The following is an 18752-nucleotide window of genomic DNA, read 5'->3' on the forward strand; positions in this document are numbered from 1 at the left end:
CCTTAAAGGCAGGGGGTGCGGCCGGTTTCCTTAGGGGCGCGGGGAACTGCGCAATCTTTGACGGGGCCGAGACGGGGGTTACGCGCGGAGTGTCAGGCGGTCGGAGGGGATCACCGCCACGCCCGTGATCTCGATCATCGCCTCCGGCTGCCACAGCGCCGTACAGCCGATCCCCGCCATCGCCGGGTAGACCGGCCCCGCAAGCTCCCGCCACACCCGCCCGATCTCCTTGCCGTGCGCCTGGTAGTCCGGGATGTCGGTGAGGTAGATCGTGACGCTCACCAGATCCCCCGGCTCCCCGCCCACCTCGCGCAGCGTCGTCAGGACGTTGCCGAACGCCTGCCGGAACTGCTCGACGATCCCGCCCGGCACGATCTTCATGTCGGCGTCGAGGGCGGTCTGCCCGCCCAGGTGGAGCGTGTTTCCCGCGAGCGTTCCGTGCGAGTAGCCACGGGGGGTCGGCAGCGCTCCCGGGTTCACGGCGATGGGAGTCACGTGGCCTCCGGTTCAGGTCTTCTCTTCACGGTCCGGTTCGACGGGCCGTCCCCGGTCGCGTCCGGCATGCTGTATTGACAATAAATGACGGTCGTGAAAAAAACGAGATACCACACGAAGCGTGCCACCGATCACCCGCTCCCGAAACCGCACGACCGGAACGGAGCCAGCCCTCATGGAGCCCGATCTCAGCAAGTACCGCCTGGAGGGTGACGCCTCGATGTACCGGCTGCCCAGCGGGATCGTCGCCCCCGTGGTGACACGCGCCGGATCGGAGAGCGGGAACACCGCCGACTCCGGCGGGGCCGTCCGGATCTCGGGCGTCAGCATCCAGCACACCCCCGCCACGAAACTGTGGTTCGGCAAGGTCAGCAACGAACCCGGCTACCGCTCGGTCACCCACCACCACGGCGAGGCCGAGACCGGCGGCTACGTCCTGTCGGGGCGGGCCCGCATCTACTTCGGTGAGAAGTTCGAGGACTACGTCGACATGGCGGAGGGCGACTGGGTCTTCGTCCCGCCGTTCATGCCGCACATCGAGTGCAACCTCTCCCGCAGCGAGCCGCTGACCTGGATGACCACCCGGACGCCGGAGAACATCGTCGTGAACCTGACCGACGTCCCCGACGCCGACCTGCGCGACTGGCTCGACCGATGACGCCGGGTCCCGGAGCCACATCCAGCGGTACGCCGCCGACCTCGGCCTTCTTCACCGAGGCCGTCACGCTCACACCCACCGCGCCCGAACACTTCGACCTGGCCTTCACCGCCGTCACCCAGCCCTGCCCCTGGCCCAAGGCGTACGGCGGCGACCTCGTCGCGGCGGCAGCGGCGGCGGCGATGCGGTCGGTGACCGACGCCAAGACGCTGCACTCGATGCACAGTTACTTCCTGCGCCCCGCCGACATCGGCGCCCAGGTGCGCTACGAGGTGGAGGTGCTGCGCGACGGCCGCGGCTACAGCACCCGGCAGGTGCGCGGCTACCAGAACGGCAAGCCGCTCTACGTGTGCCTCGCCAACTTCGCCGCGGGGGAGCCCGGCGGCACCTTCCACGCGGAGTTCGCGGAGGTCGTGCCCGACCCGGAGGACCTGCCCAGCTCGGCGGCGTACCTCGAAGAGCGCAGCGGCGGCTCGATGACCGAGGAGTCGAAGGCCTACTGGTCCGCCGGCCGCAGCTTCGACATGCGGCACGTGCCCGGCCCGGTCTACCTCACCGTCGAGGGCAAACGGCTGCCGCACCAGGCGCTCTGGGTCAGGCCGTTCGACAGGCTGCGTACCGTCGAGGGGCTGACCGGGGCCCAGCGGGACCTGGCCGCGCTGGCCTACGTCTGCGACTACACGATCCTGGAACCCGTCCTGCGCGTCCTGGACCTGGCCTGGGCCGATCCCGGGCTCGTCACCGCAAGTCTCGACCACGCCATGTGGTTCCACCGCTCCGGGCCGGTCGGCGACTGGCTCCTCTACGTCCAGGAAGCGGTCGCCGCCGACGCGGGCCGCGGACTGGGCACCGGCCGCTTCTTCACCCGCGACCACCGTCACCTGGCCACCGTCGTCCAGGAGGGCATGATCCGCCCCGCCTGATCCGCCGCCCGGTACGGCCCCGCCTCGTCCGGTACCGAGCGGCCCCGCCCGGCACCGACGGGCTCCCGGAAGGACTCCTCCGTTGACTCTTCCGCCACCGCACCCACCGCGGCCCTCCCGGCCGCCGTCCTCCTCGGCGTACGAGGACACCTTCGCCCGCGACCATCTCCCGCCCGCCCACCTGTGGCCGACGATCGAGTTCGCCACGCCCGCAGCGCGCCGCCCCGAACGGCTCAACGCCGCCGCCGAGCTCATCGACCGCCCCACGTCGGAGTTCGGGGCGCGGCGCCCGGCGCTGCGCACACCGGCGGGGGAGACCTGGACCTACGGGCAGCTGCGGATCCGCGCCAACCAGGTGGCCCAGGTGCTCACCGAGGACCTCGGTCTGGTCCCGGGGCAGCGGGTCCTGCTCCGCTCACCCAACACCCCGTGGACGGTCGCGAGTTGGCTCGGTGTGCTCAAGGCCGGGGGAGTCGTCGTCACCGTCATGGCCGCGCTGCGCGCCCGCGAGATCGCCCCGGTCGCCGAACGGACGCTGCCCGCGCTCGCCCTGGTCGACCACCGCTGCGCCGAGGACGTCCATGCCGTACGCGACACCGTGCTGCCCTCGCTGAAGGTCGTCGAGTTCGGCGGGGGCGGGCCGGGCGACCTCGTGACCCGTGCCTCGGCGAAGTCCGGCGAGTTCACCGCCGTGGACACCGCAGCCGACGACGTGGCCCTCCTCGCGCCCACCTCCGGCAGCACCGGCACCCCGAAGATCACCATGCACTTCCACCGGGACGTCCTGGCCATCGACGACACCTTCGGCCGCCATGTGCTGCGGCTGCTCCCGGACGACCTGGTCGCCTGCAGCGCCCCCTTCGCCTTCACCTTCGGCCTGGGCATGCTCGTAGTCTTCCCCCTGCGGGCCGGGGCCTGCGCGCTGCTGACGGAGGCCGTGACCCCGCCGGGCATGGCGGACCTCGTCGAGCAGCAGGGCGTCACCGTTCTCGCCACGGCGCCCACGGCGTACAAGGCGATCCTGCGCGAGGGGCGCGAACAGCAGCTCGCCGGACTGCGTGTCGGGGTCTCGGCCGGCGAACACATACCCGTCGGCACCTGGGAGCAGTTGCGCGACCGCATCGGACTGCGGGTCGTCGACGGGATCGGCGCCACCGAACTGCTGCACATCTTCATCTCGGCGGCCGGTGACGACATCCGGCCCGGCGCCACCGGAAAACCGGTGCCGGGCTTCCGTGCCACGATCCTCGGCCCCGACGGCACGGAACTGGGCCCGGGCGAGCCGGGCAGGCTGGGCGTCATCGGACCGGTCGGCTGCCGCTACCTCGACGACGAACGCCAGAAGGACTACGTCGTAGGCGGCTGGAACGTCACCGGTGACGTCTTCCACCGCGACGAGGACGGCTACTTCCACTACCACGCCCGCGGCGACAACATGATCGTCTCCTCCGGGTACAACATCGGCGGCCCCGAGGTCGAGGCCGCCATAGACACCCACCCCGATGTCCTGGAGTGCGCCGTCGTCGGCCGCAGCGACGCCGAACGCGGCGAGGTCGTGTGCGCGTTCGTCGTCCTGCGGGACGGCGTGAGCGGTGACGCCGCCAAGGCCAAGGAGATCCAGAACCACGTCAAGCAGGTCATCGCGCCCTACAAGTACCCGCGGGACGTGCGGTTCCGTGCCTCCCTGCCGCGCAACGCCAGCGGCAAACTGCAGCGTTTCGCACTCCGCGCGGCCGTCGAGGACGAACAGGCCGCCCCGGCCGCAGGCGAGCACTGAAAGAGGAACACCCGTGAAGATCGCGATCGTTGGCGGTGGCCCCGGCGGCCTCTACCTCGCCGCTCTCATGAAACAGCTCGACCCGGCCCATGAGATCACCGTGTGGGAGCGCAACGCCCCGGACGACACCTTCGGCTTCGGAGTGGTGTTCTCCGACGAGACGCTCGGCGGCATCGAGAACGCCGACCGGGAGTTCGCCGACGCCATGGCCCGCCGCTTCGCGCGCTGGACGGACATTGACATCCACTACCGCGGCCGGACCCACACCGTGGGCGGTCAGGGCTTCGCCGCGATGGGCCGCCGGGAACTGCTCGGACTGCTGCAGCGCCGCTGCCACGACCTCGGCGTGCGCGTCCGCTTCTCCACGGCCGCCCCCGACACCGGCGCGCTGCGTGCCTCGTACGACCTCGTGGTGGGCGCGGACGGGGTCAACTCGCAGGTCAGGGCCGCCCATCGGGACACCTTTCGTCCCACGCTGGACCAGCGGCACAACAAATACATGTGGCTCGGCACGGACCGGGTCTTCGAGGCGTTCCAGTTCTTCGTCAAGCAGACGGAGTGGGGCACCATGCAGGTGCACGGCTATCCCTACTCCGAGACCGGCTCCACCTTCATCGTCGAGATGCACGAGGACGTCTGGCGCCGGGCCGGCTTCGACACCACCGAGGAGACCGCCTTCGCGCCGGGTGCCTCCGACGAGCGGGCCGTCGAGCGCGTCCGCGGGCTCTTCGCCGAGGAACTGGCCGGGCACCGGGTGTTCGCCAACAACTCGAAGTGGCTCGGCTTCACCACCGTACGCAACGAACGCTGGCACCACGGCAATCTCGTCCTCGTCGGGGACGCCGCGCACACCGCGCACTTCTCGATCGGGTCGGGCACCAAACTGGCGATGGAGGACTCCCTCGCCCTCGCCGCATGCCTGCACGAACACCCCGACGTCGAGGGCGCGTTGAAGGCGTACGAGGCGGAGAGACGCCCCGTCGTCGAGTCCACGCAGCGGGCCGCCCAGGCCTCCCTGGAGTGGTTCGAGAACATCGGCATGTACGCCCACCAGGAGCCGACCCAGTTCTGCTTCAACCTGCTGACCCGGTCCCGCCGCATCACGTACGACAACCTGCGCACCCGCGACAGTGAGTTCGCCGACCGGGTCGACGCGGCCTTCGCGGCGTCCCAGGGTTTGCCGGAGACCGCTCCGGCGATGTTCCAGCCCTTTCGGCTCGGGGAGCTGGAGCTGAAGAACCGGGTGATCGTGTCCCCGATGGACATGTACTCGGCCGTCGACGGCGTCCCCGGCGACTTCCACCTCGTCCACCTCGGGTCGAAGGCCATGGGCGGCGCCGGACTGGTGATGACGGAGATGGTGTGCGTGTCGCCCGAGGGCCGCATCACACCCGGCTGCACGGGACTGTGGAGCGACGAACAGCGCGACTCATGGGCGCGGATCGTGTCCTTCGTCCACGAGCGCAGCTCCGCCCGGATCGGTCTCCAGCTCGGTCACTCCGGCCGCAAGGGCTCCACCCGCGTCATGTGGGAGGGCATGGACGACCCGCTGCCGGACGGCAACTGGGAGCCCGTCGGCCCGTCGCCGCTGCCGTACGGCCCCGGATCGGCCGTCCCCCGCGAGCTGGACCGCGCCGACCTGGACGCCCTGGTCGCCGACTTCGTCGCCGCCGCCCGGCGCGGCGCCGAGGCGGGCTTCGATCTGCTCGAACTCCACTGCGCGCACGGCTATTTGCTGTCCTCGTTCCTCTCGCCGACGGCCAACCACCGCACCGACGAGTACGGCGGTCCGCTGCGGGGCCGGCTCCGCTTCCCCCTGGAGGTCTTCGACGCCGTGCGCGCCGCCTGGCCCGCCGAGCGGCCCCTGATCGTACGGATCTCCGCGACGGACTGGGCCCCGGACGGCAACACCGAGCACGACGCCGTGGAGATCGCCCGCGCCTTCATCGCCCACGGCGCGGACGCGATCGACGTCTCCTCCGGACAGGTCACCAAGGACGAGCGCCCCGCGTACGGCCGTTCGTACCAGACGCCGTTCGCCGACCGGATCCGCCACGAGGTCGCCGCCGCCACCGGCACGGCCGTCATCGCGGTCGGCGCCATCGCGTCCTACGACGACGTGAACTCGATCCTCCTCGCCGGCCGCGCCGACCTGTGCGCCCTCGGCCGCACCCACCTCTACGATCCGCACTGGACCCTGCACGCGGCGGCCGAGCAGGAGTACCGGGACAGCGCCGGCCAGTGGCCGCTCCCGTACCGGGCCGGCGCCCGCAAGCCGCCCGGCGCGCGCACCGACGCCGTCCGCCCGCGCCTGTCCCTGCTGCGGGCCGAGGACCCCGGACAGGCCGTCCACCTGCGCTGGACACCGCCCCGGAAACCGGCCGCCGTCACCTGAGAACGAGCCACAGGGCACCGCTCCCACATGACCGAAAAGGAGCCCCTCACTACGTCATGTGACGCATTGACCCCAATGCTCCGTCACGGTTGCATGCATCTGGACCTCCGGCGGGGAGCCGGGGGACACGGTGGGCCGACTGTGGGGGGAACCGATGATGCGTACGGGCTGGGGTACCACTGGACGTGTGAGAGCCGCCGTGAGCGTGGTGGTCGCGGTCTGCGCGGTCACGGCGGCGCTGCCGACGGCCGCCTCGGCCGGGTCCGCGAGCGGCGCGCTCGGAGCCGGAGTCGAGCGGGTCAGTGTCGCCTCCGACGGCACCCAGGGCGACGGAGCTTCCGTCGGCGGCACGATCACGTCCGACGGCCGGCGGATCGCCTTCTCGTCGGTGGCGCGGAACCTCACGACCGGCTTCCCGATGACCTATGAGAGCGTGTTCGTCCGCGACCGGCGCACGAACACGACCCTACGGATGAGCACCAGTGCACCCCCGATCCAGCGCCGGCCGGTGATCAGCGGCGACGGGGAGTACATCGCCCACTGGGGGCTGATACAGCGGGACACGAAAACGTTCCTGTCCCAGCTGAAGTCGCAGGGCACGATCGGCCTCAACTGCCCCGGCCTCAGCTGCAGCCAGCCCTCGCTGAGCGAGGACGGCCGCTACGTCGTGCAGGTCGGCACCTCCGGGCGACCTGCGGTCCGCCAGCGCATCGAGGTGCAGGACTGGCACGCAAACACCACGCGGACCGTCTTCGAGTTCGACCACACCGCCCCGTCCCTGCCGTCCATCAGCGGCGACGGCCGATTCGTCGCCTACCAGGACGGTCAGGCGCAGGACGTCTTCGTGTGGGACCGGACCGACGACACCTCCGCCGGCCCGATCGAGGGCCCTGCCGAGGAGGCGACCCTCGTCCAGCTCAGCAGGGACGGCAGCAAGATCGTGTACCTCTCGGGTTCCGACACCCATGTCCAGGACGAGGCCTCGGGCACCGACCAACTGGTGCCGGACGTGCGGGGCCTGGCCATCGATCCCACCGGCCGCTATCTGCTGTACGCCCCGCAGGACACGAACGGCCCGTCACTGGTGCTGCGCGACCTGGTGACAGGCACCGACGAGACCGTCTCGGAGCAGCCCGCCTCGGCCGGCACCGACGCGGTCAGCACCGGCGGGCGTGACGTGGTCTTCCACTCCTCGGCCGACGACCTCGTGCCCGGCGACACCAACGGCACGTCGGACGTGTTCGTCCGCCACTTCTACTGACCGCTCACTTTCGCCGGCCGCTCCGGCTGCTGCGGCTAGGGCCTGTCAGACGGGAATTGTCAGACAGGCCCTAGGCCTGGTCGTTGTCCTTCAGGGCGCCCCAGCCGTGCCACCGGTCGACCTCGATGTAGGCGCTGACCCGGTCGCGGCCGCGTTCCGGATAGGCCTCACCGGTGTAGTGCCGGGAGATGCGGTCGATGTCGACCAGGCCCTCGTCGTCCTTCATGTCCGTCACGTGGCCCAGGAGGGTGACATGGGTGTACCAGTCGTCCCCGTCGAGGACGGTGAGCGTGACCCGGGGGTCGCGGCGCAGGTGTTTCAGACGCACCCGGCCCAGGTCCATGTTGATGAGCGCGCGGTCGTCCTCCCACAGGTACCAGGTGGGCGTGGACACGGGCGCGCCGTCCGAGCGCACCGTGGCGATGACGGCCGCGTTCGGGCGGCTCAGCAGTTCGACGGCCTCGGGCGGAAGCGGCGGCTTGGACATGTGCACTCCTCCATCTGGGCGGGCGCGCAGGGTGAGGATCCCCCGCGACTGCATCCTCGTGCCCCGCGTTCACCCCCGCCACTCGACGCTGCCGCACTTCGGTGCCGCCTCCGCCTCGCGCGGGCCCCTGTCCGTCAGGGCTTCACGGCCACCGCGCCGAACTGCGGAACCGTCACGGGGGAGCCGGTGCCGGGGTGCCAGTGGGTGCAGGAGACCAGGCCCGGTTCGAGGAACTCCAGTCCGTCGAAGAAGGCGGTGACCTCCGCGCGGGTGCGGGCGGTGATCGGCGGGGTGGCGTTCTCGTTCCAGAACTCCATCGCCGCCACGTTGCCCTCGCCGCCGAGGTCGGCGTCGGTGGTGGGATGGGTGAGCACCAGGAAGCTGCCGGACGGGACCGCCGCCAGGACCTGGCGCACGATGTCCTGGGCCTTGTGGGTGTCGAGGACGAAGTTGAGGATGCCCAGCATCATCACCGCGACGGGCCGGTCGAGGTCCAGGGTCGCCGAGGCGCGCTCGATGATGCCCTCGGGGTGGTGGACGTCGGCGTCGATGTAGTCGGTGGCGCCCTCGCGCGTGCTGGTCAGCAGGGTCCGCGCGTGGGCGAGCACGATGGGGTCGTTGTCGACGTACACGATGCGCGCGTCCGGTGCGGACCGCTGAGCTATCTCGTGCGTGTTGTCCAGGGTCGGCAGTCCGGTGCCGATGTCCAGGAACTGCCGTACCCCGCGCTCCTCGACCAGATGGCGGACCGCACGCCCGAGGAACTCCCGGTCGGCGCGGGCCACGTCGCGGATCACCGGGAACATTCCGGCGACCTGGTCGCCGACGGCCTGGTCGACCTCGTAGTTGTCCTTGCCGCCGATCCAGTAGTTCCAGACCCGGGCGTTGTGCGCCACCCCGGTGTTGAGCCTCCCGGAACCGCTGGACGGGGTCTGGTTCTCACTCATGTCTTTCCTCTCCCGGACACACGCGGACTCCCCGCGCCCGTCCTGGGCGTCTGCGGCCGCTGTGGCGGCACCAACCGTCGTCCCCGCCATTGTGCCGCGTGGTGATCACGCCGTCCCGGGAATTGGGCACGCCCGCCCACAAAGCTTCCTTGATCACTTTGAACGTTTCAAAACTGCGGGTGCTGTGTCGACAACATCCCTCCGTGCGCGAACTCTTGACGCTCGTGGTGTGCACACTTACCGTCTCCCGCGGACGAAGTAAAACGATTCAAGTTTCTCGGTTCGCCACCTCCGCTTTGCGTCCGGTACCTCCCCTGCCCGGAAGGAGCACGGCGTCTTGCCCGCACCGCACGACATGCCTCGCCCGTCCCGCCGCCACATCCTGGCCGCCGCGTCCGCGGCGGCCGCGGCCACCTCCCTCGCCGCCCTCGCCCCGCAGGAAGCCGCGGCCGCTGCGCCCGGACCGCGCTCGGCGCTCACCGCCTTCCGGCTGTCCGACGTCCGGCTGCTGGAGAGTCCGTTCCTCGCCAACATGCGGCGCACCTGCGCCTATCTGCTCTTCGTCGACACCGACCGACTGCTGCACACCTTCCGGCTGAACGTGGGGCTGCCCTCCACCGCCGAACCCTGCGGCGGCTGGGAGGCGCCGGGCATCCAGCTGCGCGGCCACACCACCGGACATCTGCTCAGCGCACTGGCCCAGGCGTACGCCAACACCGGCGACGACGCCTACGCGGCCAAGGCCCGCTCCTTGGTGTCGGCGCTCGCCGAGTGCCAGCGGGCGGCTCCGGCGGCCGGGTACCGCGCGGGATATCTGTCCGCGTTCCCCGAGTCCGTCTTCGACCAGCTGGAGGCCGGAGGCAAGCCCTGGGCCCCGTACTACACCCTCCACAAGATCATGGCAGGGCTGCTCGACCAGTACGAACTGGGCGGTGACGCAAAGGCGTTGGCCGTGCTGCTGGAGATGGCGGCCTGGGTGGACGCCCGCACCGCGCCGCTCTCCGCCGAGCGGATGCAAACGGTACTGAAGGTCGAGTTCGGCGGCATGAACGACGTCCTCGCCCGCCTCCACCTGGTGACGGGAGACCCGGCGCATCTGCGGACCGCCCGGCGCTTCGACCACGAGGAGCTGTACGCCCCGCTGGCCGCGGGCCGGGACGAGCTCGCGGGCCGCCACGCCAACACCGAGATCGCCAAGATCGTGGGAGCGGTCCCGAGTTACGAGGCCACGGGGGAGAGGCGCTACCTCGACATCGCCGACCACTTCTGGACGACGGTCGTACGGGACCATTCGTACGCCATCGGAGGCAACTCCAACCAGGAGCTGTTCGGGCCGCCCGGCGAGATCGTCAGCCGCCTGTCCGAGGTGACCTGCGAGAACTGCAACAGCTACAACATGCTCAAGCTCGGCCGGCACCTGTTCCTGCACCGCCCCTCCCGCTCGGCGTACATGGACCACTACGAGTGGACGCTCTACAACCAGATGCTCGGGGAGCAGGATCCCGACTCGGAGCACGGGTTCGTCACGTACTACACCGGACTGTGGGCGGGTTCGGAGCGGCAGCCCAAGGGCGGCCTCGGTGCGGCGCCCGGCAGTTACAGCGGGGACTACGACAACTTCTCCTGCGACCACGGCTCGGGCCTTGAGACCCACACCAAGTTCGCCGACAGCATCTACTTCCGTGACCGTGACTTCCGCGGCCCCTCGCTCTACGTCAACCTCTTCATACCCTCCGAACTGCGCTGGCGTGCGGCAGGTGTGACGGTACGTCAGGGAACCGACTACCCCACGGCCGACCGCACCCGTCTCACCGTCACCGAGGGAAGCGCCCGCTTCACACTGCGGCTGCGCGTCCCCGCCTGGGTCGCGCACAGCGGCCGGGAGCCCCGCCTTGAGGTCAACGGCCGGCCCTGCCCGGGCCGGCTGAAGCCGGGCACGTACGCCGCAGTGGAACGGCACTGGCGTGCCGGGGACACCGTGGAACTCGTGCTGCCCCGGCGGCCCGTCTGGCAGGCCGCCCCCGACAACCCGCAGGTGCAGTCGGTCTCGTACGGGCCCCTCGTCCTCGCGGGGGAGTACGGCGACACCGCGCTGGCCACGCTCCCCGCGATCCGGCCCGAGACCCTGCGTCCGGTGTCCGGCAGTCGCACGGCGTTCACCGCTCTCGCCGACGGGCGGCACGTGTCACTGCGCCCGTTCCACGAGGTGCACCACCAGCACTACAACGTCTACTGGGCCGTGCAGCCGCGACCGGCACGCGAACGGGACATCGCGCGCTACCCCCTCGACGAGGGGACCGGCACCTCTGCGGCCGACCGCACCCGTACCTTCGCCGACGCGACCCTCGCGTCGGGTGCCACCTGGACCGGGGCCGACAGTGTGCGGTCCGTGTCCCTGGACGGGAAGGGCGCACATGTCGCCCTGCCGGCCGGACTGCCCGGCGGACTCGACGAGCTGACCGTCAGTGTCCGGGTCCGCGTGGACACCCTCGTGGCCTCCGCCCGCGTCTTCGACCTGGGCTACCACAAGGACACGTACCTGTTCCTGGCGGCGACCACCGGAGCCCGGCGCGCCCGCGCCGCCCTGAAGATCGCCGGCATGGAGTCGGAGGACGTCGTCGACGCGGGCGGACCGCTCCCCGTCGGCCAGTGGGTCCACGTGGCCCTCACCCTCGGCGGCGGCACAGGTGTCCTCTACCTCGACGGTGTCGAGGCGGGACGCAACGACGCCATGGTCGCGAGCCCGCTCCTGCTCGGCGCGAGCACCCGCAACTACCTGGGCCGCTCCCAGAACACCACGCACCCCTATCTGCACGGCGCGGTCCGTGACTTCCGTCTGCACAACCGGGCCCTGAGCGCGTCCGGCGTGGCGCGCCTGGCAGCCGGCTGACCCGCCGTCCCCGGTGCTCCACCGGGCACCGGCCCCCGCATCGACCCGATCCCCCGCATTCCCCCAGCACACCGTTCCGTCCGGCGGGCGCCCCGGTGCCCGCCGTTCACGCAGGAGTTCACCCATGTCCCACATGTCTCACGACGACCTGTCCAGACGCCGTTTCGTGGCCGCGGCCGGTGCCGCGGGCACCGTCCTCGCGGTCGGCCTGCCCGATACCGCCCTCGCCGCCGCAGAGGCGGCCACGGGCGCCGCCGGTACGGCCGCAAGCGCCGAACGCGGCTTCTCCGTACGGGACTTCGCCGACCCCCGGCGGGACAGCAGACCCACCGTCTACTGGTACTGGAACGGGCCCGTCACCCCCGAACTCGTGGACCGGCAGATGGCCGACCTGCGCGACAAGGGCATGTACGAGGTGGTGCTCTTCCCGTTCGACAACGCCGAGATGCAGCCGGTGTTCTTCACCGAGGAATGGTTCGACATCGTCGGACACGTACTGCGCACCGCCGAACGCACCGGCATGCGCGTATGGCTGTTCAACGACGACCACTTCCCCAGTGGCCGCGCGGGCGAATACATCGTCAAGGGCGGCACGGTCGGCTCCCGCACCTATGAGCCACGCCCCGAGCTGCGCCTGAAGGCACTCTGGCGCTCGACCACCGTCGTCGAGGGGCCCACCACCGTCGACCTGCGCCACAGCAGCGGGGTGGGCGTGGCGGCCGGACAGCTGGTCGCCGACGCGGCCGTGCTCGACGGCGCCGCCGTACTGCGCGGCGGCGACGGCTGGACGGACTACACCGTCACCGGCAGCGCCAAGGCAGACCACACCGCGGCCGGTCTCGTCGTCCGCGCCTCCGCCGACGGACTCGACGGGTACGGCGTCACCTTCGACCAGACCGGAGTCGTCACCGTCCTGCGGCTCGCCCGCGGCACGGACCCGGCCGAACTGCTGCGCAGCACCCGCACCGACGGCTTCAACAAGACCAAGTTCCACACGGTGGCCGTCACCGTCCGCGCGGGCACCCTGTCCGTCACCCTCGACGGCAAGGACAAGGGCACGGTCACCGACGACCGGTACGCGACCGGCGGGGCGGGCGTACGGGCCGTCGCCGACCAGCGCTCCCTGTGGGACACCTTCACGGTCACGGGCGCCGACGGCACCTCGCTGCACACCACGGCCTTCGACGACCCGGCCGACGCGGGTGACTTCCCCGAACGGCCCCGCCTCGCCGCCGACGCCACCGCCGTCGCCGCCGCGGCCCGCCCGGTGGGCACCACCGAGGCCGGCGAAGTCGTCGACCTGACCGGCCGGCTGGGCGGCGCGCACACCTGGCAGGTCCCGGCCGGCCGCTGGCAGCTCGACCTGTTCGGCGGCTCCCCGCTCGTCGACGACAGCCAGGGCTACAGCCGCAGTTACGTCGACCTGCTCGACGACGAGCCCGTGGAACTGTTCCTCGACATCGTCCCGGGCGAGTACCACCGCCGCTTCCGCCGCTACTTCGGTACGGTCATCCCGGGCTTCTGGGACGATGAGCCGTTCTTCGCCTCGGCCGAGGCCCACTTCAAGCGCCTGCCCTGGTCACCCACCCTCGACAAGGCACTGCGCGCCGTCGGCGTCGAGCCGGGCGTGGCCTACGCCGCCGCCTTCGACGACCTGGGCCGCGACGGCCGAACAGCCCGGGGCCGTTACTGGCAGGCCGTGTCCAACCGCTTCGCCCGCGCCTTCCGGAAGCAGGCCCGCTGGTACGAGCAGCGCGACGTCGCCCTCATCACCAACCCGCTCTACGACGAGACGTCCCCGGCCAAGCGCATCCCCTCCACCGGAGACCTGCACAAGGTCAATCAGTGGGCCCATGTGCCCGGTGGCGACATCATCACCGCCGAGTACGTGGCCGGCGAGCCCACCATGATTCCCCGCAATCCGGTGTCCGTCGCGCATCAAATGGGACGGGAGCGCGCCCTGTTGGAGATGTTCGGCAACATGGGCTGGCAGGTCACCCCCGGGTTCGTGCACACCACGGTCGGCGCGCAGGCCGCCCGGGGCGTCAACCTGACGGTCCTGCACGCCCTGTGGACCGACGAGGTCCGCGTGTACTTCCCGCCGCCGTTCGGACCGCGCGCCCCCTGGTGGTGGGCGATGCGGCCGCTCGCCGAGTGGATCGGCCGCGTGATGGAGGCCGGGCGCGGCACGTCCGGTGCCCGTACCGCCGTACTGCAGCCGCAGCGCGCCGCCGAGCAGTGGACCGGCACCGAACGGCAGGGCGAGGTCGACGGCGCGCTTTCCGACGCCGCCTACGCGCTGGAGCGGGCCCAGGTCGACTTCGACCTCGTCCACGAGGGCGCCCTCAGCGGTGACCCGGACCTGCTCGCCCACGCCGGCGTCCGCGGCGGCCGGCTGACCGTGGGCGCGGCCCGCTACGACCTGGTGGTGGTGCCCGTGACACCCACCCTGGACGTGGCCTCCGTACGCGTCCTCGCCGAGTTCGCGCGGGCCGGCGGCACCGTCGTGGCCGTCGGCACCCTCCCCGCCGAGGAGGCGGACCACAAGGACCGGTCCCTCGCCCGCGCCCTGACGGACCTGTTCGGCGAGCGGGTTCCCGGCCGCCGGACGGTCGGCCGCGGGCACGCCGTGCGCGTCGCCGATGTGGAGGGCCTGCGCGCCGCGACCCACGAGGCAGGGGTCGCCGCGGCCGTACTGGAGACGCCCCAGGACGCGGTCCGCGTCCTACGGGTCCACCGTGGCGAGGACACCGCCTTCATCGTCAACAACGAGGGCGGCGCGTACGTCGAGACGACCGCGACCCTGCCGGCCACCGGCGTCCCCGAGCTGTGGGACCCCGCGACGGGCGGCACCGGCACCGCGCCTGTGCACCGGATCGGCAAGAACGGCATCCAGCTGCCCCTGACCCTGGAGCCGTACCAGACCCGGATCGTCGTCGTACGCCACGACGCACGCGCGGTGCCGCACCTGACGGCCTCGCCGCTGCCCGTCCTCGCCGTCGAGCGGCACGGGAAGGGCCTGCGGGCGACGGTGGAGGCCTCGGCCCCCGGCAGCCACCGGCTCACCGGCACCGACGGCTCGCACACCTACCGCGGTACGGCCCGCACCGACGACCCGCTCACCCCGGTCACCGTGGCCGGCGACTGGACCCTCACCCTGGAACGCGAAGGCTCCACACCGGTCACCGGGCCCCTGGGCAGCTGGGTCGAGCACGACCGGCTCTTCTCCGGCAGCGGCACCTACACCAAGGACCTCGACGTCGAGCGCGCGCTCCTCGACGGGCGCCGCGTCCTGCTCGACCTCGGCGACGTCCGTGACGTGGCGGCCGTCACCCTCAACGGCACCGCGCTCCCGCCGCTGCTGTGGGCGCCGTGGACCGTCGACATCACCCGGCTGGTGAGGCCCGGCCGCAACTCCCTCGCCGTCCGCGTCGCCAACACGCTCTCCAACGAGCGCAACAAGCCCCTGCCGTCCGGCCTGCTCGGACCGGTGACCCTGCGCTTCCGACGCCGTCTCACCGTCGACCTCACCCGCGACTGACCCCTCACACGCCTCTCCCGCACGCACCTCTCCCGCACGCACTTCATGGAGCCCTCATGCCCAGACCCCGTTCGCGACCGCGTCCCCGCAGCGGACACCGGCGGCCCCTCCCCGTACTCCTCGCCGGACTGACCGCGTTCGCGACCCTGCTGGCCGGCGCCGTCACCGCCGACGCCACCACCGCCGGAAACAGCGCCACCATCACCCCGGACCGGCTGCGCACCCAGCACCTGAGCCGGGCCCTGGGCATCGACGACACCACGCCCGACCTCAGCTGGGAGACCCAGGCCCGCGCCACGAACACCCGCCAGGCCGCCTACCGCGTCCAGGCGGCCAGCTCCCCGGACCTGCTGCGCCGCGGCCGGCCCGACCTGTGGGACTCGGGCAAGGTCCGCTCGACGGTGCCCGAGACCACGTACGCGGGGAAGGAACTGGGCTCCCGCGACCGCGTCTACTGGAGGGTCATGCTCTGGTCGTCGCACGGGTCGCGCGACTCCGGCTGGAGCGACACCGCCGTCTTCGAGACGGGCCTGACCCGGCAGTCGGACTGGACCACCGACGGCGACGCCCGGTGGATCACGCACCCGGACTGGCGGCTGAGCGAGCGCACGGTCGAGCCCGTCGTCGTCAAGGTCCCCCGCACCACGGCCCGTTACCTACGGCTGGACGTCAGCAAGCTGGGGCTGCCCCTGGAAGAAGCCTTCCCCGAGCGCACCTGGCGCCTCCAGCTCGGCGAGATCGACGTACGTGACTCCGCCACCTCCGCCACCGGCCTCGCCCGCGGCGCCGCGGTGACCGCCTCCGAGACCAACACCCTGCGCAAGACCTGGGAACCCGCCCTCGCCGTCGACGGTCTGCCCAACAGCGCCCTGCAGACGGCCGCCGGCTACGCGAGCGCCGCCCACACCGGCGCCGACGTCTCCGGCACACCCGTGGTCCTCACCCTCGACCTCAAGTCGGCGAAGACCTTCGACGAGGTGGCCCTGTATCCGCGCGCCGACGTCCTCACCGCGGACGGCCGCGTCCCCAACTTTCCCGTGGACTACGCCCTTTCGAGCGGCGACAGCGCCACAGGGCCGTTCACCGCACTCGCCGACGTGGCCGGGCAGAAGGCTCCCGAGCCCTACCTCCCGGCCGGACTGCCCCTGCTCACCGACGACTTCAAGCTCACCAAGAAGGTGCGCAGCGCCCGGCTGTACATCGGGGGACTGGGCATCTACGACGCGACCCTCAACGGCGAGCCGGTGGGCGACGCCGTCCTGGAACCCGCCAACACCGACTACGCGGAACGCGTCCAGTACGCCACCTACGACGTCACCGACCGCCTCAGAGCCGGCGCCAACACCCTCGGTGTGGCCCTCGGCAACGGCATGTCCAACGTCGTCAGCACCGCCGACCGCTACCGCAAGCTGTACGGCAACCTCAGCGACCCCAAGCTGATCGCCCGCCTTGAGGTGACCCTGGCCGACGGCAGCGTCCGTACCGTCACCAGCGGCGACGACTGGCGGACCACCCTCGGACCCACCACCTCCTCCAACTGGTACGGCGGCGAGGACTACGACGCCCGCCGCGAGAGCGCCCACTGGGACGAGCCGAGCGGCGACAGGCGCGGCTGGGACAGGGCCGTCACCGTGGCCGGTCCCGGCACGGCCGAGAAACCCGCCGTGCTCAGCGCCCGCGAGACCGAACCCATCAGAGTCGTCGAGACCCTCAAGGGCAAGGAGGTCGAAGGCGCCGCCGACAGCCGGGTGTTCGACCTGGGCCGCAACATCGCCGGCTGGCCCGAGATCACCGTCAGCGCGCCCACGGGCACGGCCGTCCGCGTCTACCCGGCCGAAAGCCTCAAGGACGGGCACGCGTTCCAGTCCATCAGCAACGTGGGCTCACCCCTGTGGGACAGCTACACCACCCGGGGCGCCCGCACCGAGACCTGGCACCCGCGCTTCAGCTACCACGGCTTCCGCTACCTGGAGCTCAGAGGCGTCCCCGAGGGCGCGACCGTGACCGTCCGCGGCAAGGCGCTGCGCACCGACAACACCTCGGCCGGGAACTTCAGCAGCTCCGACCCGCTCGTCAACGACATCCACTCACTGATCCGGCGGGCCGTCGAGGGCAACATGATGAGTGTCCTCACCGACTGCCCCAGCCGGGAGAAACTGGGCTGGCTGGAGCAGAACCAGCTCGTGTTCCCGGCACTCGCGGGCAACTACGACATGCGCTCCTACCTGCGCAAGATCGTGCGGGACATGGCCGACGCGCAGACCACGGACGGACTGATCCCCAGCACCGTGCCCGAGTACACGAACCTGCCCGGCGCCTACCGCAACGACTCCAACTGGGGCGGCGCGTTCGTCCTCGTCCCCTGGCAGCTCTACACGACCTACGGGGACCGCGACACGATGGCCACGTACTACCCGCGCATGCGGCAGTACGCGGACTTCCTTCAGACGCAGGTCTCCGGCGGCATCCTCGACTACGGTCTCGGCGACTGGTTCACCCCGGACCGCACCTTCCCGCGCGCGGTCGCGGGCACCTACGGCTACTGGCGCGTGCTCGACGCGCTCAGCGGTACGGCGGCCGTCCTCGGCGACCAGGACGCGGCCGACACCTACCGGGCGAAGGCCGACGCGAGTGCCGCAGCCCTGGCCGCGAAGTACTACGACCCCGCCACCGGCACCTTCGGCGGCGGAGGCCAGGGCGCCGAAGCCCTCGCCCTCGACATGGGCGCGTACCCGGCGGGGGAGAAGGACCGGCTGCTCGGCCACTTCACCGGTGCCGTCGAGGCCGCGGGCCACCACCTGACACTCGGCGAGATATCCCTGCCCGCCGCGTTCCGCGTCCTGTCCACCAACGGACGCGACGACATCGTGCACGAGATCGCCACCCAGACGACCAGCCCGAGCTACGGCTACCAGGTGCGCGCCGGCAACACCACACTCGGCGAGTCCTGGGACGGCGGACCCGGTCAGTCGCAGAACCACTTCATGCTCGGCGCCATCGACTCCTGGTTCACCACCCGCGTCGCGGGCATCGGCCAGACCGCCGACTCGGTCGGCTACTCCGAACTGCTGATCGACCCCGCCGTCGAGGGCGACCTGACCTCGGCCACCGGCTCGTACCGCACCCCGTACGGGATCGCGCGGACGGAGTGGAAGCGGGACGGCGACCGGTTCCGGCTCACCGTGGACGTGCCCGCGGGGAGCACGGCGGAGGTGCGTGTGCCGCTGCTCGGCTCCGGCGCCAAGGCGCGGACCCCTGCCGGGGCACGCCTGGTGCGTACGGGCGAGAACGAGGCGGTGTACGAGGTCGGCTCCGGCAGCTGGACCTTCCGCTCGGCCGCGTCGTAGACCGTAGTGCGACTGCCGGGTGCCCCGGGAC

11 protein-coding genes are annotated in these 18752 nt (G+C 71.4%); 8 read left to right on the forward strand and 3 right to left on the reverse strand.

The genetic code is table 11. The features are described 5' to 3' along the window. Positions 1 to 78 precede the first annotated feature (78 nt). The gene (locus ACFWGJ_RS27810) at positions 79 to 495 is read right to left on the reverse strand and encodes a RidA family protein (RefSeq protein WP_387329794.1); all 417 of its coding nucleotides are present in this window, start codon (positions 493 to 495) and stop codon (positions 79 to 81) included. 175 nt (positions 496 to 670) lie between these two features. Here ACFWGJ_RS27810 and ACFWGJ_RS27815 point away from each other — a divergent pair, with 175 nt between their 5' ends. The 5 genes from ACFWGJ_RS27815 (at position 671) to ACFWGJ_RS27835 (ending at position 7509) form a co-directional block, all read left to right on the forward strand. Further along, positions 671 to 1153 (forward strand): cupin domain-containing protein, encoded by a 483-nt coding sequence (locus ACFWGJ_RS27815; protein WP_210893288.1) that lies wholly within the window; start codon positions 671 to 673, stop codon positions 1151 to 1153. After that, positions 1150 to 2076, forward strand: a complete 927-nt coding sequence (locus tag ACFWGJ_RS27820; protein ID WP_387329799.1) for an acyl-CoA thioesterase — start codon at positions 1150 to 1152, stop codon at positions 2074 to 2076. Before ACFWGJ_RS27815 ends, ACFWGJ_RS27820 begins: the two co-directional genes overlap by 4 nt. An 82-nt stretch (positions 2077 to 2158) precedes the next feature. Further along, on the forward strand, positions 2159 to 3853 hold the full coding sequence (locus ACFWGJ_RS27825) for an AMP-binding protein (protein ID WP_387329802.1): 1695 nt from the start codon (positions 2159 to 2161) through the stop codon (positions 3851 to 3853). Positions 3854 to 3866: 13 nt separating this feature from the next. Beyond that, positions 3867 to 6248, forward strand: a complete 2382-nt coding sequence (locus ACFWGJ_RS27830; protein WP_387329805.1) for a bifunctional salicylyl-CoA 5-hydroxylase/oxidoreductase — start codon at positions 3867 to 3869, stop codon at positions 6246 to 6248. A gap of 187 nt (positions 6249 to 6435) precedes the next feature. Continuing rightward, complete coding sequence (locus ACFWGJ_RS27835) at positions 6436 to 7509, forward strand: hypothetical protein (protein WP_387329808.1); 1074 nt, start codon at positions 6436 to 6438, stop codon at positions 7507 to 7509. Positions 7510 to 7579: 70 nt separating this feature from the next. Here the strand turns inward: ACFWGJ_RS27835 and ACFWGJ_RS27840 are convergent, their stop codons facing one another. After that, positions 7580 to 7996 (reverse strand): PPOX class F420-dependent oxidoreductase, encoded by a 417-nt coding sequence (locus tag ACFWGJ_RS27840; RefSeq protein WP_387329811.1) that lies wholly within the window; start codon positions 7994 to 7996, stop codon positions 7580 to 7582. 134 nt (positions 7997 to 8130) lie between these two features. Then, positions 8131 to 8943 carry an SAM-dependent methyltransferase gene (locus tag ACFWGJ_RS27845; RefSeq protein WP_387329814.1) on the reverse strand — a complete coding sequence of 271 codons (813 nt, stop codon included), beginning with the start codon at positions 8941 to 8943 and terminating at the stop codon, positions 8131 to 8133. Positions 8944 to 9280: 337 nt separating this feature from the next. Between ACFWGJ_RS27845 and ACFWGJ_RS27850 the strand changes: the two genes are divergently transcribed. From ACFWGJ_RS27850 to ACFWGJ_RS27860, 3 genes are all read left to right on the forward strand, one after another. Continuing rightward, complete coding sequence (locus ACFWGJ_RS27850; RefSeq protein WP_387329816.1) at positions 9281 to 11833, forward strand: beta-L-arabinofuranosidase domain-containing protein; 2553 nt, start codon at positions 9281 to 9283, stop codon at positions 11831 to 11833. 124 nt (positions 11834 to 11957) lie between these two features. Then, complete coding sequence (locus ACFWGJ_RS27855) at positions 11958 to 15374, forward strand: glycosylhydrolase-like jelly roll fold domain-containing protein (RefSeq protein ID WP_387329819.1); 3417 nt, start codon at positions 11958 to 11960, stop codon at positions 15372 to 15374. 56 nt (positions 15375 to 15430) lie between these two features. Further along, complete coding sequence (locus ACFWGJ_RS27860) at positions 15431 to 18721, forward strand: family 78 glycoside hydrolase catalytic domain (protein ID WP_387329822.1); 3291 nt, start codon at positions 15431 to 15433, stop codon at positions 18719 to 18721. Positions 18722 to 18752: the final 31 nt, after the last annotated feature.

Source organism: Streptomyces sp. NPDC060205 (assembly GCF_042728395.1).
GTDB lineage: Bacteria > Actinomycetota > Actinomycetes > Streptomycetales > Streptomycetaceae > Streptomyces.